General features: G+C 67.5%; 21 protein-coding genes. 5 read left to right on the top strand and 16 right to left on the bottom strand.

Features of this window, described 5'->3' with window-relative positions:
- Positions 1-5 precede the first annotated feature (5 nt).
- Together ACERLL_RS14685 and ACERLL_RS14680 are read right to left on the bottom strand one after the other, a co-directional pair.
- Positions 6-707, bottom strand: a complete 702-nt coding sequence (locus ACERLL_RS14685; protein ID WP_373656855.1) for a rhomboid family intramembrane serine protease — start codon at positions 705-707, stop codon at positions 6-8.
- A 127-nt stretch (positions 708-834) separates the two neighbouring features.
- Positions 835-1,149: a gamma-butyrobetaine hydroxylase family protein gene (locus tag ACERLL_RS14680; RefSeq protein WP_373656854.1), complete on the bottom strand. Its 315-nt coding sequence runs from the start codon at positions 1,147-1,149 to the stop codon at positions 835-837.
- A gap of 191 nt (positions 1,150-1,340) precedes the next feature.
- On the opposite strand from ACERLL_RS14680, the gene efp reads away from it, so the two are divergent.
- A complete protein-coding gene (gene efp / locus ACERLL_RS14675; RefSeq protein ID WP_373656853.1) occupies positions 1,341-1,904 on the top strand; it encodes an elongation factor P in 564 nt (187 codons plus the stop codon).
- Between the two features lie 105 nt (positions 1,905-2,009).
- Here the strand turns inward: efp and ACERLL_RS14670 are convergent, their stop codons facing one another.
- Both ACERLL_RS14670 and ACERLL_RS14665 read right to left on the bottom strand, forming a co-directional pair.
- Entirely contained in the window at positions 2,010-3,440 is a 1,431-nt protein-coding gene (locus tag ACERLL_RS14670) for an RtcB family protein (RefSeq protein ID WP_373656852.1), read from the bottom strand.
- Between the two features lie 20 nt (positions 3,441-3,460).
- The gene (locus tag ACERLL_RS14665; protein WP_373656851.1) at positions 3,461-3,883 is read right to left on the bottom strand and encodes an archease; all 423 of its coding nucleotides are present in this window, start codon (positions 3,881-3,883) and stop codon (positions 3,461-3,463) included.
- Positions 3,884-4,003: 120 nt separating this feature from the next.
- Between ACERLL_RS14665 and mutS the strand changes: the two genes are divergently transcribed.
- From mutS to ACERLL_RS14645, 4 genes are all read left to right on the top strand, one after another.
- Entirely contained in the window at positions 4,004-6,592 is a 2,589-nt protein-coding gene (gene mutS, locus ACERLL_RS14660; RefSeq protein WP_373656850.1) for a DNA mismatch repair protein MutS, read from the top strand.
- 73 nt (positions 6,593-6,665) lie between these two features.
- Positions 6,666-7,364 carry a FecR domain-containing protein gene (locus ACERLL_RS14655; RefSeq protein WP_373656849.1) on the top strand — a complete coding sequence of 233 codons (699 nt, stop codon included), beginning with the start codon at positions 6,666-6,668 and terminating at the stop codon, positions 7,362-7,364.
- Complete coding sequence (locus ACERLL_RS14650; protein WP_373656848.1) at positions 7,361-9,400, top strand: CHASE2 domain-containing protein; 2,040 nt, start codon at positions 7,361-7,363, stop codon at positions 9,398-9,400. The genes ACERLL_RS14655 and ACERLL_RS14650 overlap by 4 nt, the downstream gene beginning before the upstream one ends.
- A gap of 185 nt (positions 9,401-9,585) precedes the next feature.
- Positions 9,586-10,224: a TIGR04211 family SH3 domain-containing protein gene (locus tag ACERLL_RS14645; RefSeq protein WP_373656847.1), complete on the top strand. Its 639-nt coding sequence runs from the start codon at positions 9,586-9,588 to the stop codon at positions 10,222-10,224.
- Positions 10,225-10,276: 52 nt separating this feature from the next.
- On the opposite strand, the gene ACERLL_RS14640 is transcribed toward ACERLL_RS14645, so the two are convergent.
- The 12 genes from ACERLL_RS14640 to gspF form a co-directional block, all read right to left on the bottom strand.
- On the bottom strand, positions 10,277-11,947 hold the full coding sequence (locus ACERLL_RS14640) for an ABC1 kinase family protein (RefSeq protein WP_373656846.1): 1,671 nt from the start codon (positions 11,945-11,947) through the stop codon (positions 10,277-10,279).
- A complete protein-coding gene (locus ACERLL_RS14635) occupies positions 11,944-12,306 on the bottom strand; it encodes a coiled-coil domain-containing protein (protein ID WP_373656845.1) in 363 nt (120 codons plus the stop codon). The genes ACERLL_RS14640 and ACERLL_RS14635 overlap by 4 nt, the downstream gene beginning before the upstream one ends.
- 185 nt (positions 12,307-12,491) lie before the next feature.
- A complete protein-coding gene (gene ligA / locus ACERLL_RS14630; protein ID WP_373656844.1) occupies positions 12,492-14,540 on the bottom strand; it encodes an NAD-dependent DNA ligase LigA in 2,049 nt (682 codons plus the stop codon).
- Positions 14,541-14,603: 63 nt separating this feature from the next.
- Positions 14,604-15,371 (bottom strand): type II secretion system protein N, encoded by a 768-nt coding sequence (gene gspN, locus ACERLL_RS14625; protein ID WP_373656843.1) that lies wholly within the window; start codon positions 15,369-15,371, stop codon positions 14,604-14,606.
- Between the two features lie 11 nt (positions 15,372-15,382).
- Entirely contained in the window at positions 15,383-15,883 is a 501-nt protein-coding gene (gene gspM / locus ACERLL_RS14620; RefSeq protein WP_373656842.1) for a type II secretion system protein GspM, read from the bottom strand.
- Between the two features lies 1 nt (position 15,884).
- A complete protein-coding gene (gene gspL / locus ACERLL_RS14615; RefSeq protein WP_373656841.1) occupies positions 15,885-17,150 on the bottom strand; it encodes a type II secretion system protein GspL in 1,266 nt (421 codons plus the stop codon).
- A complete protein-coding gene (gspK, locus tag ACERLL_RS14610; protein WP_373656840.1) occupies positions 17,151-18,089 on the bottom strand; it encodes a type II secretion system minor pseudopilin GspK in 939 nt (312 codons plus the stop codon).
- The gene (gene gspJ / locus ACERLL_RS14605) at positions 18,073-18,705 is read right to left on the bottom strand and encodes a type II secretion system minor pseudopilin GspJ (RefSeq protein WP_373656839.1); all 633 of its coding nucleotides are present in this window, start codon (positions 18,703-18,705) and stop codon (positions 18,073-18,075) included. The genes gspK and gspJ overlap by 17 nt, the downstream gene beginning before the upstream one ends.
- On the bottom strand, positions 18,702-19,115 hold the full coding sequence (gene gspI / locus ACERLL_RS14600; RefSeq protein ID WP_373656838.1) for a type II secretion system minor pseudopilin GspI: 414 nt from the start codon (positions 19,113-19,115) through the stop codon (positions 18,702-18,704). Before gspI ends, gspJ begins: the two co-directional genes overlap by 4 nt.
- Positions 19,112-19,621 (bottom strand): GspH/FimT family protein, encoded by a 510-nt coding sequence (locus ACERLL_RS14595; protein ID WP_373656837.1) that lies wholly within the window; start codon positions 19,619-19,621, stop codon positions 19,112-19,114. Before ACERLL_RS14595 ends, gspI begins: the two co-directional genes overlap by 4 nt.
- A 56-nt stretch (positions 19,622-19,677) precedes the next feature.
- Complete coding sequence (gene gspG, locus ACERLL_RS14590; protein WP_373656893.1) at positions 19,678-20,142, bottom strand: type II secretion system major pseudopilin GspG; 465 nt, start codon at positions 20,140-20,142, stop codon at positions 19,678-19,680.
- A gap of 98 nt (positions 20,143-20,240) precedes the next feature.
- Positions 20,241-21,452, bottom strand: coding sequence for a type II secretion system inner membrane protein GspF (gspF, locus tag ACERLL_RS14585; protein ID WP_373656836.1), 1,212 nt, complete (start codon positions 21,450-21,452; stop codon positions 20,241-20,243).
- Position 21,453: the final 1 nt, after the last annotated feature.

The following is a 21,453-nucleotide window of genomic DNA, read 5'->3' as shown; positions in this document are numbered from 1 at the left end:
TCGGGCTACCGCCCGTCCCCGAACAGGGGAACGCTGCGTCGCTTGAACAGGAACAGAAGCAGGATCCCGGCCACGAACCCGCCGATGTGCGCCATCCAGGCCACCCCGCCACCACCCTCCTGCGCGCTCGCGAACAGGTTGGACAGAAACTGGAACAGGAACCAAAGCAGCAGGACCACCACCGCCGGGAGCCGCACAAGCTGGAGGATGATGCCGATGGGAATCAGCACGGCAACCTGCGCCTTTGGGTACAGCAGGAGGTAGGCGCCCAGCACGCCGGATATGGCGCCGGAGGCCCCGATCATGGGTACCTCGGAAACGGGATCCATGTAGATATGTGCCAGGGCTGCCACCACCCCGCCGGCCAGATAGAACAGCAGAAACCGGAAATGGCCGAGCGCGTCCTCGACGTTGTTGCCGAAGATCCACAGGTAGAGCATGTTGCCGGCCAGATGCAAAAAACCGCCGTGAAGAAACATACTCGTGAAGAGGGTGGCTTGTGCCGGCACCGCTCCGGCCAGATCGGGATGCAGCCGGACCTCTCCGGTCACCACCGCGGGAATTGCCCCCAGCCGGTAGATCAGAACCGTCGCGGCCTGCTCGCTGAGTGAGATCTGGCCGAGGAACACCGCCACGCTCACGGCGATAAGCGTCACCGTGATCACCGGCGGACGGCTGGTGGGGTTGTCGTCGTAGAGCGGGATCATGTCGTGCCCCTTCTACCGTACGCCGGCGGCTGGATGGCGGGTGCCGGAGACGGCCGGCCGGGGGGCCGCCGCTTTCGGAATCCGCCGGATGGCACTCCGGATCGCCCAGGCTCAGGAAACGGAGCCCCTAGGCATCCGCAGCGGTATCCAGCCGACGCAGATAATCCCAGGTGAATATCCCGGTATTATGGCCGTCATCGAAGGCGAGCTGGAGAGCGTAGTTCCCCACCGGCTGAAAATCGGTGATGTCCACGTTCTCCTTGCCGGTGATGGTCTTGGCCTGGTCCGGCGTGTGTCCCTTGCAGTCCGCGCACGGGCATTCCACCCGGAGGTACTCGTAGGTTAGCTTGGAAATATGGCCGTCATCCCACTCGATCTCCAGGATCTTCGACTTGGTGTGGGGCCGGATCTCCACGGGCTGGTGCGTCGTATTCTGGCTCATGGCCGTCTATTCTCCTAAATCTCCGGTTCCACGCCCCCGGGACCGCTTAAGCTGATCATGAGGAATATGGTAAAAAAGGCCCCGGGCTGCTCGGTCCGCCAAGGAGCCTGTTTCCTTGGACCGGCCGCCAATTTATCAGTTCTTGATAATATGTTCGCCCCACCCTATCGGAAACCGAAGAGAAGGTAACCATGAAGCTTGAGGCACTGCAGATCCGCAAGGGCAATATCATCGAGTTCAACGGCGGCCTGTGGCGGGTCCTGAAAACCGAGCATACCAAGCCCGGTAAGGGGGGCGCCTTCATCCAGGCGGAGCTCAAGAATATCGAAAGCGGGACCAAAACCAATCACCGGTTCCGCTCCGAAGAGAAGGTGGAAAAGGCCGTCGTGGAGCCCCGGCCCATGCAGTTCCTCTACCACGATGGCACCCATTATATCTTCATGGACCAGGGCACCTACGATCAGGTGGCCATCAGCGAGGACGTCCTGGAAGGCTCCACGGACTTCCTGCTGCCCAATACGGAGGTGGAGGTGCTGTTCCACAACGAGCGGCCCATCGGCATCGAGCTGCCCAAGGCCGTGGAGCTGAAGGTCTTGGACGCCGAGCCCGTGGTGAAAGGCCAGACCGCCAGTGCCTCTTACAAGCCCGCCCAGGTGGAAACCGGCGTGACCGTCATGGTGCCGCCCTTCGTGGAAGCCGGGGATGTGATCCGCGTCAATCCGGGCGACGGCAGCTACGAGGACCGGGTCAAATAGCCCCTCTTTTCGGCCGACCGGACTACGGGCGGGGTGCGCGGATCCCGCCTTTTGTTTTTCCTCCCTCCCTTTCCCCGGTCATCGCCTCTCCCCTTCCCGACGTGCTCAGCCCTTGATGGTTACCAGGGGCTCCACCCGGGCCACCCGCCGCGACAGACCGGCAGCTTCGGCGGCCTCAACCACCTCTTCCACCGCCTTGTAGGCGCCCGGCGCTTCCTCGGCCACCCCTCGCATGGAGGGGCTGCGGATTAGGATCCCCCGCCCGGCGAGCTCCCTGACCACCTGATCGCCCCGCCACTGCTTCTTGGCCTGGTTGCGGCTCATGCGCCGCCCGGCACCGTGGCAGGAGCTGCCGAAGGAGCGGTTCTCGTTGCCCTCCTCGCCCACCAGGATGTAGGAGGCCGTGCCCATGGTGCCGCCGATCAGCACGGGCTGCCCCACCGGGCGGAGGGATGCGGGTAGGTTGGGGCTGCCCGGCCCGAATGCGCGCGTTGCGCCCTTGCGGTGGACGAACAGTCGCCGGGATTCGCCATCCACCTGATGCATCTCCTCCTTGCAGGTGTTGTGGGAGACGTCGTAGAGCAGCGTTAGGGCGGAATCGGAGAACAGCTCCCGGAAAGCCTGTCGGGCGAAATGGGTGATGATCTGGCGGTTGGCCAGGGCGCAATTGATGGCCGAGCGCATGGCGGCCAGATAGGACTGGCCTGCGGTCGAGCGCAAGGGGGCGCAGGCCAGCTCCCGGTCGGGCAGCTCGATGCCGTGGACCGGCGCCTCGCGGGCCATGGATTTCAGGGCCTCGGTACCGATCTGGTGGCCCAGGCCGCGCGAGCCGCAGTGGATGGTCAGCACCACGTCCCCCTCGTGCAGACCGAAAGCCACGGCGGTTTCCGGATCGTAGACCGCCGCTACCTTCTGCACCTCCAGGTAATGGTTCCCCGAGCCCAGGGTACCCATCTCGTCCTTCTGGCGCTCCTTGGCGCGCTCCGAGACCTCTGCCGGGTCGGCGCCGGCCATGCAGCCGTATTCCTCGGTGCGCTCCAGGTCCGCGGGGTCTCCATAGCCCTCCTCCACCGCCCAGCGCGCCCCGCCGCTTAGCATGGCGTCCATTTGCGCGGGGGCGAGATGGATCTTGCCGCGGCTCCCCACCCCGGCGGGGATGCGGTGGAGGAGCATGTTGGCCAGGGCTTCCTGGTGGGGCCGAATGTCCTCCTCGGCGAGCCCCGTGTGCAGGGTGCGCACGCCGCAGGAAATGTCGAATCCCACCCCGCCGGCGGAGACCACGCCGCCGGCGTCGGCATCGAAGGCCGCCACGCCGCCGATGGGGAAACCATAGCCCCAGTGGGCGTCGGGCATGGCGTAGGCGGCCTGCACGATTCCCGGTAGCGCCGCCACGTTGGCCAACTGCTCCAGGACCTTGTCGTCCATCTCGCCGAGCAGATGCCCGTCGGCATATAGAATGCCCGGAACCCGCATGGCCCCCTTGGGCTCGCGGACCCACCGGAAGTCGTCCATCTTGTGCAAGCGGCTGGTATCCATGGCTCTGTCCTCGCGTAACCTTAGACATCCACCACGCACTGAACGGTCCAGGATCCATCCTCGGCCTGCTTAACCGCCAGGTCGGTGAGGGTGGCTCCCTTCACCTCCACCGCGGGATGATGCCGTTCGCGCTCCACGGGCTCGCCCCATGCGGTGGCCTCCAGGCCTTGCTCCGTCAGCGTTATCCGATACGCACCGAACAGCATGCGGCGGACGGCCATCTCGTAGATGAGGGCATCGAGCCATTCCACCAGGAGGAATTCCGGATCGGCGGCAGCAACTTGGAGCCGAACGGGCTCCTTCGCTTTCACCGAATCCGGGTCCGTAATCACCCCGGTCAGACCCAGGGCGGCCTGCACCAGCACCTCTTCCAGGGAAGGTCCGGAGGCGCGGATTCCGATATCGGCCTGGTGCTCATAGTGCGACCAGCCTGCCTGCACCATGTCCGTCTCCCGCGGGCACTGAAAGCGAGCCAAAATTTGAGTATGTTACCGTAGCCCGAGCCGCTCAAGCGGCCCCGCCGCCCTCGCCAGTCCCTCGCCGCAAGACAAGTACAGGAAGCCATGAGCAAGGCCGTCGCCCACACCCCCATGGTGCAGCAATATCTCCGCATCAAGGCGGAGTACCCGGATATCCTCCTGTTCTATCGCATGGGGGATTTCTATGAACTGTTCTTCGAGGATGCCCAGCACGCCGCCGGGCTGCTGGATATCACCCTCACACAGCGTGGAGAGAGTGGTGGGGAGGCGATTCCCATGGCGGGCGTGCCGGTCCATAACCTGGAGCCCTATCTGGCGCGACTGGTGAAGGCCGGGGAGTCAGTAGCCATCTGCGAGCAGATGGGCGACCCCAATGCGGCCAAGGGGCCCGTGGAGCGCAAGGTGGTTCGCGTGGTCACCCCGGGCACCCTCACGGAGTCCCATCTGCTGGAGGAGCGGGCCAACAACTTCCTGGCGGCGGTGGTCCCTGACCGGGAGGAGCGCATTTGGGGGCTGGCTGCCCTGGACCTGTCCACCGGGCGTTTCACCGTCACCGAGCTGGACTCCGGGGAGTCCCTGGGCGGCGAGGTGACGCGGCTGAACCCGGCGGAGATCATCCTGCCCGAGGGCCACGCCCTACCCGAGGCCATGAGTGCCACCTACAGCGACCGCGTCCAGCTCCGACCCGCCTGGTCTTTTCAGGAGGAAACGGCGCGCGAATACCTCACCGAGCAGTTCGGTACCCGCGACCTCTCCGCCTTCGACTGCGAGGGGCTGAGCGCGGGTATCCCCGCCGCGGGCGCCCTGCTGATCTACGCCCGGGAGACCCAGAAGGGCCTGCTTCCCCATCTCCGCGCCCTGGTCCGGGAGCGCACTGGCGAGGCGGTGGTCATGGATGCGGCCACCCGCCGTAATCTGGAGATCGACCGGACGCTCTCCGGCGAGGGCAGCACCCATCTGGTAGGGGTCATCGATCGCACCGTCACGCCCATGGGCGCCCGCCTGCTCCGCCACTGGCTCAATCGTCCACTGCGGGACATCGAAGCGCTCCGCCTGCGTCACCAGGCAGTGGGCTCCCTACTGGAGGGCGGGCGCTTCGTGGAGATGCGGGAGGTGCTGGACCGCATCGGGGACATGGAGCGGGTCCTGACACGGGTTGGGCTGGGCTCGGCAAACCCCAGGGATATCAAGAGCCTGGAGGAGAGTCTTGCGGCGCTTCCTGAAGTCCGGATCGCACTGGAACGGCACGACAGCCCCCGGCTCGCGCGGCTTTCGGCCGCTCTTCCGCCCCAGGACGAATGGGTGAACCATCTGCGCCGCGCGCTCGTGGATCAGCCGCCCGCCACCGTCCGCGACGGCGGCTTCATTCGGGCCGGGTTCGACGAAGAGCTGGATGCGCTCAAGGATGTGGGGGACAACGCCGGCGATTACCTGGTCCGTCTGGAAGCCGAGGAGCGGGAGGCCACCGGCATCGATAATCTTAAGGTGGCCTACAACAAGGTGCACGGCTACTACATCGAGGTATCCAAGTCCCGCCTGGATCGGGTTCCCGAGCGCTATATCCGCAAGCAGACCCTGAAAAATGCCGAACGGTTCGTCACGCCGGACCTCAAGCGGTTCGAGGAACAGGCCCTGTCGGCGGCCGAGCGTGCTCTGGCCCGGGAGAAGGCCCTGTTCGAGGAGCTGATGGAGGCCTTGCGCGCCGACCTGACCACGCTCCAGCCCCTCGCCCACGTGGTTGCCGAGGTGGATGTGCTCGCCTGTTTCGCCGAACGCGCGGAAACCCTGGACTACGTCCAGCCCGAATGGACCGAGGACCAGTCCTTGACCATCCGGGAAGGCCGCCATCCGGTGGTGGAGCGTGCCAGCAGCGAACCCTTCGTGCCCAACGATCTGAATCTCCATAACCGTAGGCGCATGCTGCTCATCACCGGGCCGAACATGGGCGGCAAGTCCACCTACATGCGCCAGGTGGCCCTGATCACCCTGCTGGCGCACGCGGGCAGCTACGTGCCCGCCGCCGAGGCCCGCCTGCGGCCGGTGGACCGCATCTTCACGCGCATCGGCGCCCGGGACGACCTCGCTTCCGGACGCTCCACCTTCATGGTGGAGATGACCGAGACGGCCAATATCCTGCACAACGCCGGGCCGGATTCCCTGGTGCTCATGGACGAGATCGGCCGCGGCACCTCCACCTTCGACGGACTGGCCCTGGCCTGGGCGAGCGCCGAGCGGCTCGCCGAAAGCAATCGCTCCTGGGCTCTGTTCGCCACCCACTACTTCGAGCTCACCGACCTGGCGGACCGGCTGAGCGGCGTGGCCAACGTGCATGTATCCGCCCGCGAGTACGGGGAGCGGGTGATCTTCCTGCACACGGTCCAGGACGGCGCCGCCGACCGCAGCTACGGTCTCCAGGTCGGCTCCCTGGCGGGGCTGCCCGGGCCCGTGATCGAGCGGGCCCGGGATCTGCTGGAGGAGCTGGAGTCCGGCGCGGTGACGCCGTCCCACGAGCCCGGGAATCCCCAGCCCACCCCGCAGCTGGACCTGTTCAGCACCGCCCCGGATCCGGTCATGGAAAGGCTCCGCGAGCTGGACCCCGATGATCTCACCCCCCGCCAGGCGCTTCAGCTGCTGTACGAGCTACGCGAGCAGGCCGAGGGGAGGAAGCCGTGACCGCCCTCTGGTAGAGTCGGACTCGTCCGGCGAGCCGAGCGCCGCAAAGCCTTGCGAAACAAAGGGGAATGCCATGCGGCTGGTCCTGCTCCTGAGCCTGCTCGTACTCCACTGCCCCGGTACCGTGCTGGCGGAAGATACCGGCCGGGTCGCAACCATAGTCGGGATCCAGGGCACCGTCGAGGTGCTGCCCGCCCAGGGCTTCCGGCGGGAGCCGGCCAGAAAGGGCATGCATCTGGAGCCCGGGGATGCCGTCCTTACCGGCGGGCAAGGCTCGGCGGTGGTCCGGTTCCCGGACGACTCCCGGGTGGCCCTCGACGGCAGCACACGGCTTACGCTGAACGGCCCCGACCAGTGGCACCAGGAGGGGGGTAAGGCCTACTACCGGGTGGAATCCCGGAGCCACGAGGGGCGCACCGTGCGCACCGACTATTCGGTCATCGGGGTCAAGGGCACGGAATTCCTGGTGGGGGACGAGTCGGAGACCCGCGCAGTGGCCCTCCAGGAGGGGGACGTGGAGATCCGCGCCCCGGAGGGGCGCTTCGAGCTTTACCAGAGCAAGCGGCGCTCTGAGTTCGAGTCCTTCATGAAGGAACGCCGTGAGGAGTTCGCGCGGTACCGTGAAAAGGTGCGGCGGGAATTCCAGGAATATACCCGCTCCTTCCGGCTCCGTACCGGCGGGATGGCCACCTTCGAGGGGAATCAGGCCACCAAGGCGCCCATCTCCGAGGCGCTGGCCGAAGACATCCAGCGGCTGCGCGGGATGCTATGAACAGGGACCTCGTGGCGCGCTACGGGGCCGCCCTTCTCCTGGTCACGCTCCTCGGTACCGCTTGGCAGCTGCGTCTGCCGCCGCTGCATTCCCTGTCCCTGCAGGCCAACGACCTGAAGTACCGCCTCCGCGACACCGGGGCGCCCGATTCCGTGGTATTCCTGGCCGTGGACGAGAAAAGTGTCAATCAGCTCGGCCGCTGGCCCTGGGAGCGCCGCCTGCTGGCGCGGGGCCTCGACCGCCTGGACCAGGCGCGGGTGGTGGTCCTGGATATGGTGTTCTCCGAGGCCGCTCGCCCGAAGGACGACCGGCGGCTGGCGGCGGTTCTACGGGACCTCGGCAACACGGTTTGCGGCTTTTTCCTGCGGCGCCGTGCCAGCGAGCGGCTATCCGCCGAAGAGCGGCAATGGCTCACCCGATCCACCCTGGAGCGCGTGCCGGCCGGTCCCCTGCCCTTTCCGGAACTGCCCTACGCCGAGGCCAACATCGGCGCCCTACTGCGGGCCTGCCCGCTGAACGCCGCATTCTCCACCAGCCCGGACGCCGACGGCATCTTCCGCCGCTATCCCCTGGCCTTCATCCACCGCGGCCGGGTGTATCCCTCCCTGGGGGTGCAGGGACTGCGCCTGTTCCATAACCGCGACTTCCGGATCCGGGAGCGGGGACGGGGATTCACGGGCCTGCATATGGACAGGCGCTTGGCCGTGGACGACCAGGGCATGACCCGTCTGAATTTCTATCCCCGGGAAAGCTACCGGCGAATCTCCTTCATCGATCTCCTGCGGGGGGAGGTTTCTCCAGAACTTTTCCGGGGCAAGGCGGTGGTGGTGGGCATAACCGAGGCCGGACTCTCCGACATCCGGTCGAGCCCTCTGGGTGCCGTACCCGGCGGCCTGCTCCATTACACCTTCCTGGCCAATTTCCTGAACGGCGACTTGCTTCGCACCTCGCCGCGCCTCGATTGGGGCCTGCTCCTGCTCCTCGGCCTGCTGCCCGCGGCCGCCAGCCATGCCTTTGAAGCGCGCCACAAGCTCCGCACAGCACTGTACCTCGGGGCGGGAACGGTTGCCGTTTCCGGCATCGGCTGGGCCTTCGTGGCGCACGATCTCTGGCTGGAAGGGTTCTATCCGCTGATGGCCCTGGGATTGAGCGCGGTGGGCTGCGAGTCCCTGCTGTTCCGAAGCCGGGAACGGGAATCCCGGTTCGTGCGGCGCGCCTTCCGGGCCTATGTATCCGAGGACCTGCTCCGGGGCCTCTCCCGGCGGCCGGGAAGCCTGGTGCTGGGGGGGGAGACCCGGGAGCTCTCCGTGCTGTTCGCCGATCTGCGCGGATTCACCAGCCTCTCCGAAGGCATGGATCCGCAGGAGCTGATCGGCCGCCTCAACGACCTGTTCACCCCGGTTACCGAGGCGGTCCAGGAACAGGGCGGCTTCGTGGATAAGTTCATCGGCGACGCGGTCATGGCGCTTTTCAACGCCCCCGTGGACCTCGCCGATCACCCGCGGGCCGCCTGCCGAAGCGCCCTGGCCATGGCGGCGGTCCTGGAGGCCATAAATCGGCGAGGTTCGGCTGCTCCGGGCGGGGAGCTGGATATGGGCATCGGCGTGCACACGGGGTCCGCCGTGGTGGGCAATGTGGGCTCCCGGCAGCGTTTCAACTACACGGCCTTGGGAGATAGCGTGAACGTAGCTGCCCGCCTGGAGGGCCTGAACAAGGTCTACGGGACCCGGATTCTCATCAGTGGGGCGGTACAGTCATGCCTGGACGATGCCTTCACCACCCGCTACCTGGAAACGGTCCAGGTCAAGGGCCGACAGACCACGGTTGCCGTCCACGAGCTCCTGCCCCCCGGAGCCGAGGCCAGGCTACGCGCCGCCCTGGACGCCCATGCCCTGCTGCGCGCCCCGTCTTCTCGCGGTCTGGGGGAATGGGTGGTGGCCGCGGCGATCACGGGGGATCGGGTGGCCCGCTGGCGGCTCGGTTTACTTGGCCGCAGTCGTCCGCCCGCCGCCCTACTTCCTTCCGGAACCGGGTGAGCCGGAGCATTTACTTCATCCCTTATGGGAATAAAAGAAAACCCCGATAGGAATGCGCGGAAAAATCAAAACCTTATCCTGAATCGCGGGTTTTCCCGGAGAAATCGGGTTTGAACCCGGCCGCGGAAAGGGGCATCATCTAGACCCAATCCAGGCAACCTCATCCTTTTTTCGAATCGACGAAAATGCCACGTACACTGATAATCCTGCTCGCCCTTTTGACCGTTAGCCCAGTACTTTCCGCTCAGGCAGAAACCCGGTACGTAAGCGACCAGCTGAAGATCACCCTGCGGGATGGCAAGGGGCTTCAGCACACCATCCTGGAGTCTCTGGTCAGCGGCACACCGGTGGAGATCCTCAAGGTGGACCGCAAGAACGGGTACACCTATGTCCGGGCCCCCTCGGGCCGCGAAGGTTGGGTGCACACCCGATTCCTGATGGACGAGCCCGCGGCCCGCAACCGGATCGCCGACATGCGCAAGCGCATGCAGCGGAACCAAGCGCGCATGGAAAAGATGGAGGGGCAGCAGGAGAAGCTTCAGGCGCTCCGCAAGGAGAACGGGCAGCTCAAGGCCGAGCTGAAACGTATCCGGGAGCTCAGCAAAAACGCCGTTGCCCTGAAGGAGCGGGCGGAGTCCCTGGAGCAGCGCAACCAGGAGCAGGCCGAGGAGCTGCAGCGGCTCCGTAAGGAGAACAACCAGCTCCAGGACCTGTCCGCCCAATCCTGGTTCACCCGGGGGGCCGGCGTGATCATCGCCGGCATGCTGGTGGGGCTGATCCTTCCCCGCATCCGCTTCCGCAAGAAGCGCCGGTACGAGTTCTGAATCCGCCGGATCGGCCGGCAGTTTGAACCGGCGCACCGGGGCGGCGGCCCATTCACAACCGGCCGGAACGGAATATGGCCACGATGAGCCAGAGCCCGAAGAAGGCCGCCACTCCGAAGCCCACGAGTCCGAACATGGGCATGCCGTAGACCACGGGACCGGCACCGGCCTGAACGAGCTGGGCGGAGCCGATGATGAGGGCCGCCACCACCAGGGCGAAGGCGATCCGGTTGCTGGCCCGGTCCAGCTCCTGCTCCAGGTTGCGGAGCTGTCGGAACTCGAACTGGATGGGGGTACCCTGCCCCAGCCGCCGCAGGCCGCTGCGGAAGTCCCGGTAAATGGCCTGCGTTTCGGCGCCGCCCGCCTCCACGCGCCCGAGCAGGCGCATGGCCAGCCGATCCGGGCGGTAGCGGGCGCGCAGCACGGCCCGCAGATAGGGCTCAGCCTCGGAGACCATGTCGAATTCCGGGTCCAGCACCTGGCCCAGCCCCTCCACGGTGATGAGGGCCTTGGCGAGCAGCGCCAGATCGGGCGGAAGGGCGATATGGTGCTCCCGGATCAGGCGCACGAAGTCCAACAGGATCTCGCCGAGCTGCAGATTCTCCAGCCGCACGCCGTGGTAGCGGTCGATGAACCGCTCCGCATGGCGCAGCAGCTGCTCCCGATCCAGATCGGAGGGCGCCCGGCCGATGCTGACGAAGGCGTCCACCGCCTCCTCGGCATTGCGCTCGATGAGGGCGAGCAGGAGTCCCAGGATCTGTTCCCGAAGCTCGGAGCGCAGCCGCCCCACCATGCCGCAGTCGATGAAGCATACGAGGTTGGGCTCGGGGAAGATCACATTGGAGGGGTGCGGATCGGCGTGGAAGAAGCCGTCCTGGATGATCATCTTGAGGAACGCCCGCGCCCCCACCCGGGCCAGACGGTTACGGTCGTACCCCTGCTCGTCCAGTGTTTCCGGCGGCGTAAGGGCCATGGACCCGCCGATGAACTCGGTAACCAGCACAGTCTCGCTGGTGTATTCCCAATAGACCTCGGGGAAGCGCACCTCGCGCCTGCTGCGGAAGTTCTCCCGGAAGCGCTCCAGGTTGCGCCCCTCCAGGGTCAGGTCCAGCTCGGCGCGGAAGCTCTCGGAGAACTCCTCGGCGATGCGCACCGGATCATGGCGGGCCAGGTCGGTCAGGTAATCCGAGGCCAGCTGGGCGAGGCGCTTCAGGATCCGCAGGTCCACCTCCACCTGCTCCTGGATCCCGGGCCGGCGAACCTTGACGGCCACCTCCTCCCCGGTGTCCAGGGTGCCGCGGTGCACCTGGGCGATGGAGGCGGTGGCAAGGGGGTGGCGGTCGAACCGACCCAGGCGGTGCCATCCCTCGTCGCCCCAGGCGGAGCGCAGCTCCTGCTCTATGTCGGCAAAGGGGATGGGGGGCAGGCGACCCTGGAGGGTGGACAGCTCCTCGATCCAGTCGGGGGGCAGCAGGTCGGGACGCGTGGAAAGGATCTGGCCGATCTTGATGAAGGAGGGACCCAGCTCCTCGCATACCCGCCGCACGCGCTCGGCAGTGGTCAGTCCCCGGGCCCGCTCCGGGCTCTTGCGCGCCCAGGAGGGCAGCAGGCGGCCCAAGCGTAGCTGCTGGACCAGCTCGGCGAACCCGTAGCGGGCGAGTACCGCGAGCACCTCGCGGAGCCGATTGATTTGACGGAAGCCGTCAAGCCCGAAACGGCTCAAGCGCTGCTGTCCTCACCGGTACCCCGCTCCGAAGGCGGGCTCTCGCGCTCCAGCTCCGCCAGTCGCGACTGAAGCTGCGCAACCTGCCGATTGAGGCGCTCCAGCTCCTCGCGGGTCACCAGATTCATGCCGCGCAGCACGCGATTCACTTCCTCCCGTATCCGCCCTTCCAGGTCTTGGATCTGCTCCCGGCCGGTTTCGCGCCAGGATTCGGTCTCCCGGTCCAGGCGTGCCTGCATCCGCTCCCGGCCGGCCCTCCCGGTTTCCGCGAGGTCGCCGGCGCGGCGCTGGACGCGTCGCCACCCGGTCAGAGCGGCTCCCAGGCTCATATCCATGGCGTTTCGAAGGCGCTCACGCATTCCCCGCTCCCTTTTCGGTGAGGTTCTGGGCGGAATATGTTCCGGATGCGGACCGATTATCCCGGGAACAGGGGATGCCGCGCTCCAGCATCCGGCGAAGAACTATCAGTGTACCCGACCGGGACCCTAGCAGAAGGGGCGCGTCCACGGCCACTGCGGCGCCGGGCCGTTCCCAGTCTGATAATTCAGGGTGTCCGGTCTCCGGGACTCCCGGTCTCCAGCAGGCGGTCCAGGCCCTCCTCGTTCAGGACCCGGACACCCAGGGATTCGGCCTTTTCCAGCTTGGAGCCGGCGTCGGTGCCCGCCACCACGTAGGAGGTCTTGGCGGAGACCGAGCCGGTCACCTTGGCGCCGCGGGCTTCCAGCGCGGCTTTCGCCTCCTCCCGGGTCCAGCGCTCCAGGGTGCCGGTAAGCACCACCCGGACATCGCTCAGATCGGGCCCATCCACGCTTTCCCCGGTGCCCTCCGCCCAGTGGACCCCGGCTTCCCGCAGTCCCGCGATCACCTCCCGGTTGTGAGGCTGCCGGAAGAAGGTCACCAGGGAGGCGGCAACCGCCGGGCCCACGTCCGGCACCTCCTGAAGCGCTTCCTCGTCCGCTGCCATGAGGGCATCGAGGCTGCCGAAATGGCTGGCCAATACCTGGGCGGTGGCCTCCCCCACCAGCAGGATGCCAAGGGCGTAGATGAAGCGGGCCAGGGTGGTCTCGCGGCTGGCGGCGACGGCATTGACCAGATTGGTGGCGGATTTCTCCGCCATGCGGTCCAGATCCTGGAGCCCTTCCACGGTCAGGTGGTAGAGGTCCACTGGGGTATGGACCATGTCCCGCTCGATGAGCTGCTGGACGATCTTCTCGCCCAGCCCGTCGATGTCCATGGCTCGCCGGCTGGCGAAGTGGAGGATGGTATGGAGGCGCTGCGCCGGGCAGGTGAGCCCGCCCGTACAGCGGGCGATGGCCTCGCCCTCGGGACGCAGCACCTGGGAACCGCATTCCGGGCAGGAATCCGGCAGCCGGAAGGCGGTCGCACTGGGGGGGCGCTTTTCGGTGACCACCTTGACCACCTCGGGAATCACATCCCCGGCGCGGCGGATCATGACCCAGTCACCGATCCGCACGTCCTTGCGGTCGATCTCGTCCTGGTTGTGCAAGGAAGCCCGGGAAACGGTGGCGCCGGCCACCACCACGGGGTCCAGGTGCGCGATTGGTGTCACGGCGCCCGTCCGCCCCACCGACGGCTCGATGGAGCGGATCCGCGTCAGCTCCTCCAGGGCGGGGAATTTGTGGGCCATGGCCCAGCGCGGCGACCGGGCGATGCTGCCCAGGTCTTCCTGGTAATCGAAGCGGTCCACCTTGTAGACCACGCCGTCGATCTCGTAGGGCAGCGAATGACGGTCGTCGAGCAGCCGCCGGTAGGCCGCAAGGCAATCCTCCATGCCCGTGACCGTGCGCACCTCCCGCACCATGGGGAGCCCCCATTCCTGAAGCCGTTCGAGCACTTGGCTGTGACACGCACCGATATCGCCGTCCACAACCCCGAGCCCGTAGATGGAGATCTCCAGGGGCCGCTCCGCGGTGATGCGGGGGGCCAGCTGACGCAGGCTGCCGGCGGCGGCGTTGCGCGGATTGGCGAAGGGGGATTCGCCGCGCTCCTCGCGGCGCGCGTTGAGACGCTCGAAGCCCGCCTTGCTCATGAAGACCTCGCCACGCACCTCCAGGCGGGCCGGCCAGCCCTCCCCCTGCAAACGCAGGGGAATCTGGCGGATGGTGCGCAGATTGGAGGTGATCTCCTCGCCGCGGTAGCCGTCGCCGCGCGTGCCGCCACGCACGAACCGGCCGTCCTCGTAGATCAGGGAGACGGCGAGTCCATCCAGCTTGGGCTCCACGGTGTAGTCCACGGGGGAATCCGTTCCCAGAAGCTCCCGGACCCGCCGGTCGAAGTCCAGCGCCTCCTCCTCGCTGAAGGCGTTCTGGAGGGAGAGCATGGGGACTTCATGCCGGATCTCGGGGAATTCATCGAGGGGTGCCGAGCCCACCCGTTGGCTCGGGGAATCGTGCGTCACCCACTCCGGATGTGCGGCCTCGATGTCCTGGAGCTCGCGGAACAGCCGGTCGTATTCGCTATCGGGAATCTCGGGGTCGTCGAGCACGTAATAGCGATGGTTGTGGTAGTGCAGCGCATCGCGCAATTCCAGGAGCCTGTTGTACGCTTCCCGTTCGCCGGCTTGCTCGCCCATGTCGTCCCCGTGATCGTACTCGTGGCCCGCCTCTGGGGAAGGCTGGCACCGCGCCGGGGACGCTTACCGGAGCCTCCCCTGCCGCTGAATGTTCACGCGCCCGTCCCGCACCGGACCGAGCAGGGGTAGGATGTCCTGCACGGCCTGCGGCGCGTCGGAGGGCACCCAGCCCTCGCCCTTGAAACGGTAGGTTCGTTTGCGGAGATCCGCCCGGAAGCGCCCCCGGATGCCCAGCGCACGCTCCTCCAGGGTCTGGACCTCGCCCCGGATCCGGCCGGGCCCGGTTACTTCCGCGCGCAGGGCGTATTCGCCCACCGGGCCATCCGTGGGCAGCAATCCCACCTGGAGCCCTTCCAGCGTGGCCCGGAGCTGTCCCTTCTCGGGGAGGGCCCGGCCCGCCAGGTTCTCCCCGGCGAACAGGAGGGTCCCCTGGGCTCCGGCCATCCCGAAGCGCGGGTCGATGTCCGCCAAGCGGCTCAGCGACAGCCGCCCCTGAATCTCGGACATCGTCCACCGGCCGCCCGGGCCGCCGGTCAGGCGGCCCCGCACCGTGCCGCCCAGCAATTCCGCCCGAAAGCGCGCGCCCAGGGCCCCCGTAAGCAGGGCGGACGGCTGGAAATCCACGCCCACCGGTCCGGTGGGCACTTGGATCCCCCCCGGAAGCGCGACGGCCAAGCGGTTTATGCGCGGATGCCAGATGGTGCCTTCCACGCCCTGCCAGGTCACCGCTTCCGGGACCGTTCCCCGCGCCCAATGGAAGGCCCAGGAGGCGGGTAATTGAACCACAAGAGCAATGACGTAGACCAGCGCCCCCATAATCAGAAGCCGCACCCACCGCCTTCTCATGAGCCCTGCCCCGCGGCGAGCACCAGATCCACCTTGACCACGCCTTCCTTCCCCGCAAGCCGCTCGAATCGGGCCTTGCGCACCTCGGCCCCGGATCGGTTCCGGAGCTGCCTGAGCCAGGTGGCGAGCTCCGGAAACGGTACCTGATCGAAGGCGACCTGGATGCCCCGCCCTCCGGAGGGACGCAGGGCCGTCACCCGTTCATTGAGGCCCGATCCGCGCAGCGATTCCTCCACCAGGGCCGGGGTCAGGGAGCGCTCCTCCCCTTCCCCGCCCCCGGGCCCGGCCCGGTTCCCGAGCTGTTTGGCCTGACTCAGATGACGCTGCATCCAGGCCAGGTCCTCCCGCAATTGCGGGATCTCGGCCGCGAGCCGCTGCCGCTCCTGCAAGCGGGGCTCCAGGATCAGATAGAAAACCACCAGAACGAGCGCGGCGCCGCCCCCGATCAACAAGGCCCGCTCCCGGGGAGCGCGCTCCCGCCACCAGGTGCTCCACATATCAGCCCGCCTCCCGCAGGCGGAGGCGGGCCTGTACCCGGCCCTCCTTCAGCTCCGCCTTTTCCACTTCCACCGCGCCCTTGGCCGAAAGCTGGCGTTGTAGGCGCTCCAGGGCTTCATAATCGGCCACGCTGACCTCCAGTTCCAGGTTCCCCTGGGTATAAACGAGCGCCTTCAGCCGCAACTGTCCGGAACCGCCACTTACCACCTCCGCGAAGCCGGCCATGCGGTCCAGCAGGCTGCCTTCCTGTTCGGAGGGCTCCTCCCGGTTCCGCTGCAGGCGTTTCAGGCGCTGCTCCATCTGATACCGGGGATCCACGAGGTTCTTCGCCCCGGGGAAGGCCTTCCGGTAGGTGGACTCGATGGCGGACTCCAGTCGCTGGTGCTCGGCGCGGATGCGCCGACCCTCCAGCGTCCACTGGGCGCCGGCCACGGCCAAAAGCCCCAGGGCCAGGCCCGCCGCGGGGGCGAGGCGCCGGGCCCACACCCAGGGATCCTCCCGGGAGGCATAGGGACCGGTGAGCAGGTTGCAGCCGGATTCCGGCTGCGGCTGCCGGGCGAGCCAGGCGGAGCGCTTCCGCCCGTCCTCCTGCACCTCCAGGTCCAGGCCCTGGGCATCCAGCCAGGGCTGCCACGCGGACAGGACTTCCCGCTGCTCCCGGTGCGCGACGCGCACCCGCAGAATAGCGGGGGCGATCTTGGACTGCTCCAGGGCCAGCATCAGGGCCCCGGGCGGCTGGGTGCCGAGCTCGCCGGAAAGGGCCGCCCCGCCGCCGCCCCGGGGAATGCGGAGCAGGAACGGAGACTCGGCCAGGTCCAGGAACCACCTTCCGGGCTCAGGAGCGGGCACGGCCAGGAATTCCGGCACCATTACCCGGGGACGCCATCCGTGCTCCTCCAAGCCTTCCAGCCACTGATCCATGAATCGGCGCTCCACCACCGCCACCGGGGTTTCCGGCTGGCTCTTGGGGCTCGGGAGTGGAACGAAGTGGTATTCCTCCGGATCGCGGAGGAGCTGATCCTCCAGAGCGAAGGGCAACGCGGCGCGAAACCGCCGCCGGCTGCCCGCGGGCAGCCGCACGGTGTGCACCCGGACCCGCTCGCCCGGCACACAGAGCATAAGGCGGGCGCCGGAGGGGGCCGGCAGCTCCGACCATTCCCGGCAGCCACCCTCCTGCCGGGGGGCCTCCTCGCCACTCATGCAGCGCGCCCAATCCAGGCCGCCGCCGTGCGGGCGGACCCACCAGTACTCTCCGCGTAAAGCCACCTATCGGATCTCCGTGCTGTGCCGAACGATGCGGGCTTTACCACCGGTGCGGTGGTACAGGGTGGCAAGCCCGCGGGAAACCGAGCCGAAGTTCGCCCGGGTATGGACCAGGAAATAATTGGTTTGCACCGTCAGTCCCGAGGGCGCCTGACCGCCTCCTCGACCCAGGGCCTGGGCGGCGAAGCTCTGGACGTCGGTGAAGGGCTGCTTGTTGGTCCGCTCAGCCCACTTCTCCGCCTTGACGAGGGCCATGTTCGGCGAGCCCCAGGCCGGGATGGCGGCGGCGAGCACCTCCGGGGTGGCGGTGTTCAGATTGATGCCGGTAGCCTCCGGAAGTGCCGCGATATGCGGTTTGAGCTTGCGCCAAGCCTCGCTGTCCACACCGCGGAGTAGGCGAACCTCCGCAGGGTCTCCGAAGGGGCGGTTGGCCGCCAGATAGGGCGGACGCCGGCCCTGATACAGGCCGTCCTCCGCGCCCCCGGACCCGTGGGGCTGCTGATCGGGATCGATCCAATCCACGGCCGCGTCGGCGATGGCAGGGTTGAGCCCCAGGATGCGCAAGAGCCGCTGGAATCGCTCCACCGCCGTGGGATCCACCTCGCCGTCGCCGGTCACCAGGTTGTTCAGATTGAACCGCGCCTGACGGTCCTCCACCCGGCCGTTCAGCTTTCCCCAGCCCACCGGTAGCGGCGGAATGGGACGCGCCCAGAGGTCGGTGCGGCCATCGAAGCTGTTCCGGTCCCTCTCCAGGAGGAGCCCAACCCATTGCTGCGCCGCCCGCGACACTTGATCCGCCTGCGCCAGAGCGGCGGCACCTTCCACCTGCCGGACCCACACCTCGTTGGACAGGCTGAGCCGGGCAACGATGGCCGTCAGCACCGTGACCACCAACAGCACGGTGATCAGGGCCACCCCTCGTTCGTCACGGGGCGCCGACATGGAATAAACGCTTGAACCGACCATGGTCCTCAAGCTCGAAGCTGACCTCCACGGCCCGCGGAAGCCCCGGGCCCTCGGCGGTGGTGGTACCGGGCGGCCAACTGGAAGCCCATTCCAGGGTCTCTCCGTTCAGGTACCGCACGCGCACCTCGGCCACGTTCTCCAGGATGTCCGCCTCCCGGGGCTCGAGGCTCGCGGGCGCGTTCAGACGGGACCAGGACCGCCGGACCAGGGTGTCCTCCCTTAGCCCGTAGGCGATTCTCTGATAGGGGCTAGCCGGGCCTTCGCGGAAGGACGTATTGCCGCCGCGGGTGAAGCGGAACAGGACCCCCTCGCCCAAGCTCGCCCCGGTTTCGCCCCCCTGGAAGGCCAGCGACCATTCCCGGCCGGGCGCGCGCGGGGCCAGCGCCCGGGCCTGGCCCAGGTCACGCCGAATCAGGCTGAGCACCGACTCGAGCCGCTGCCAGAATGCCCTCGTTTCCTGCAGCCGCTCCTCGGTGGCGATGCCCTGGCGGAGGGCTGTGTACCCGGCCGCCGCCACCAGGGCGAAAAGCGCCAGGGCGATCAGGACCTCCAATAGGGTCATACCGGCCTCGCGGTTCCCGGGGGCGCTCACTGCCCGCCACCTCCGCCGTTTTGGCTGTGGGACTCGGGCCGTTTGAGGTAGGCCTCCAGGGAGACCAATCCGGGGTCCTCCTCGGCGGTCCCCACCCGCACGGTGATCCGGCGGAGCGCTTCCTCCTTGGTCTCCGCCACCTCTTCCCGCCAGAACCACTGGCGACCGCCCATTTCGGTGCTGCCCTCGTAGGTCCGGGTTTCCGGCCAATCCCGGCGCGCCTGGTGGAGGACGATCCGGTTCTGGGCCACCCAGCGGGCCATCTGCCGGTCCGGAAGTCCCTGGGAGACCGCGATCCCCTGGCCGAGCCCCTTCCACAGGGCGGCCAGGGCGAACGCCACCACGGCGAGCGCGGCCAGCACCTCCACCAGGGTGAATCCGCCGTTATCGGTACGTACCGTTCGCCTCATTCGGGCCGTTCCACCCGCGCCCGCCCGACCGGACCGAGCACCACCGTGCGCCGCTTGTCGCCATTGCGCAGCGTCAGACGGAAGGTATCCTGCTCCCCGGAGGGGTAGAGGTACACCTCCCCCGATCCGGAAGCGGGGGCGCCGTTGATGACCAGCTTTTCCCATCGGAGTCCCGGATCCCGCCGGACCGCCGCGAAGGGGGACTCCTTGGCCTGGTCGAATTCCTGACCGCGACGTTTCTGGAAGCGGTAGGAGCCCTCCTCCGGCTCCAGCACCACCCGCCAGGTCCGGGTGGAGAGCACCGCCTCCTGCCGGGCACGATTCACCAGCAGAACCATGCGGTCGGCGGCCTCGGAAAGGCTGCGTCCAGTGCTGAGGCCCAGGGAAGGAACCACGAGGCCCATCATGATCGCCACCAGGGCCACCACCACCAGAAGCTCCAGCAAGGTGAATCCCCGGCTGCCAAGTGATCCCGGACGTGCGGGGGAAGCGGACCGCTTCGTCATGACGGTTTGCACCCTACCGGCCCGGGCCGGCGTTGCCGGGAAAGCCGGGCGGCCGCCTACAGCTCCCAGGAGCCGATGTCGGCGTTGGTGCCCTCGCCGCCCTTGCGGCCGTCGGCGCCCAGGCTGAAAACGTCCACCTCGCCGTGCTTTCCCGGATTGAGGTATTGATAGGGGTTCCCCCACGGGTCCTTGGGCGCCTGATCCAGATAACCGTTCCAATTGGGCGGCTGCGGCTCGGAAGTGGGCTCCTCCACCAGGGCCTGCAGCCCCTGGTCGGTAGTCGGGTAGCGGTGGTTGTCGAGCTTGTACATATCCAGGGCGGACTGGATCGCTCGGATATCATTCTTGGCCGCCGTGATACGGGCCTGTTCGGGCCGGTCCATGACCCGCGGCACAACCACGGCGGCCAGGATGCCCAGGATCACCACCACCACCATGAGCTCGATGAGCGTGAAGCCCGCTTCCCGTCCGGGCAGTCCGGCCCGTTCCGGCGTTTCCCTGAAGTCGCCCCTGTCTGGTATACGCTGCAAGCCGTCAATCTCCTCGTGGTTTCGGTCCCTGCCTGTAATGGCAGTCTGTTACGGGAATGTTGCAAGACTGCAAAACACCGCTTCCCCGGCTACCCCACCATCTGGTTCATCTCAAAGATAGGCAGCAGGATCGCCAGCACAATCACCAGCACGATACCGCCCATCACCAGGATCAGAACGGGCTCCATCAGTGCCGTTGCCGCTGATACTGCCGATTCCAGCTCCCGCTCCTGGTTGGAGGCGGCCCGCTCCAGCATCTTTTCCAGCTCGCCGCTCTCCTCGCCGGCGGAGAGCATATGCACCATGAGCGGCGGGAAATAGCCGGACTGGCCGAGCGCCGCATGCAGGCGGCCGCCCTCCCGGACGGACACCGCAGCCTCTTCCACCGCCTCCCGGATCGGCTTGTTCTTCACCACCCGGCCGCCGATGCGGATGGCTTCCAGCAGGGGAACGCCGCTCTCCGTAAGAATGGCCAGGGTGCGGGCCAGTCGGGCGGAGTTGATCGTCCGGGACAGGCGGCCGATGAAGGGCAGCCGCAAAAGCAGGCGGTCGAAGCCGTACCGGATGCGCGGTCTGCGCAGGGCATAGCCGGTGACCAAGCCGGTTCCGCCGAGCAGCAAGGCCAGGATCAGCCCGTTGGCGCGCAGGAAGTCACTGGAGGCGATCAGACCGCGGGTCAGCAGCGGCAGCGACTGGCCGGTACTCTCGAAGACGCGTACCACTTCGGGAACCACATAGGTGAGCAGCGCCACCACCACCAGAATGGCCACCACCGTCACCAGGATGGGATAGATGAGCGCCACGCCCAGCTTTTGGCGCATGGCCTGGCGCTGCTCCGTATAATCGGCCAGCCGGTCAAGCACTTCCTCCAGCCGGCCGGAGGCCTCTCCCGCCTCCACCATGACCCGGTACAGCTCGGGGAAGGTGCGCGGGAAGGTACCCAATGCCTCGGTGAGGGTGGATCCCTCGGTGATCTGGGCCCGTACCCCGGCCACCACGGACTGGAGCTGGCGGCCGTTGACCTGCTCGCCGAGGGCGCGCAGGGCCTCCTCCAGGGGCATGCCGGCGCGCACCAGGGTTGCCAACTGCCGGGTCAGCAGGGCCAGACCGGCGGCGGAGACTCGGCCGCCGAGCATGGGGCGACCCTGTTTGCCGCTCTGCTCGGCCACCGGCTGCACTTCCACCGGGTACAGGCCCTGGTTGCGGAGCTGGGAGCGGATCTGGCGCGGCGAGTCTCCGGTCAGGATCCCCTTGCGGGATCGTCCTCGGGCATCCAGGGCTTGGTATTCGAAGGCGGCCATA

Source organism: Thiohalorhabdus sp. Cl-TMA, from assembly GCF_041821045.1.
In the GTDB taxonomy this organism is placed as follows: Bacteria; Pseudomonadota; Gammaproteobacteria; order Thiohalorhabdales; family Thiohalorhabdaceae; genus Thiohalorhabdus; species Thiohalorhabdus methylotropha.
Note: the sequence above shows the minus strand (reverse complement) of the source record. Positions and strands in the feature narration are given on the sequence as shown.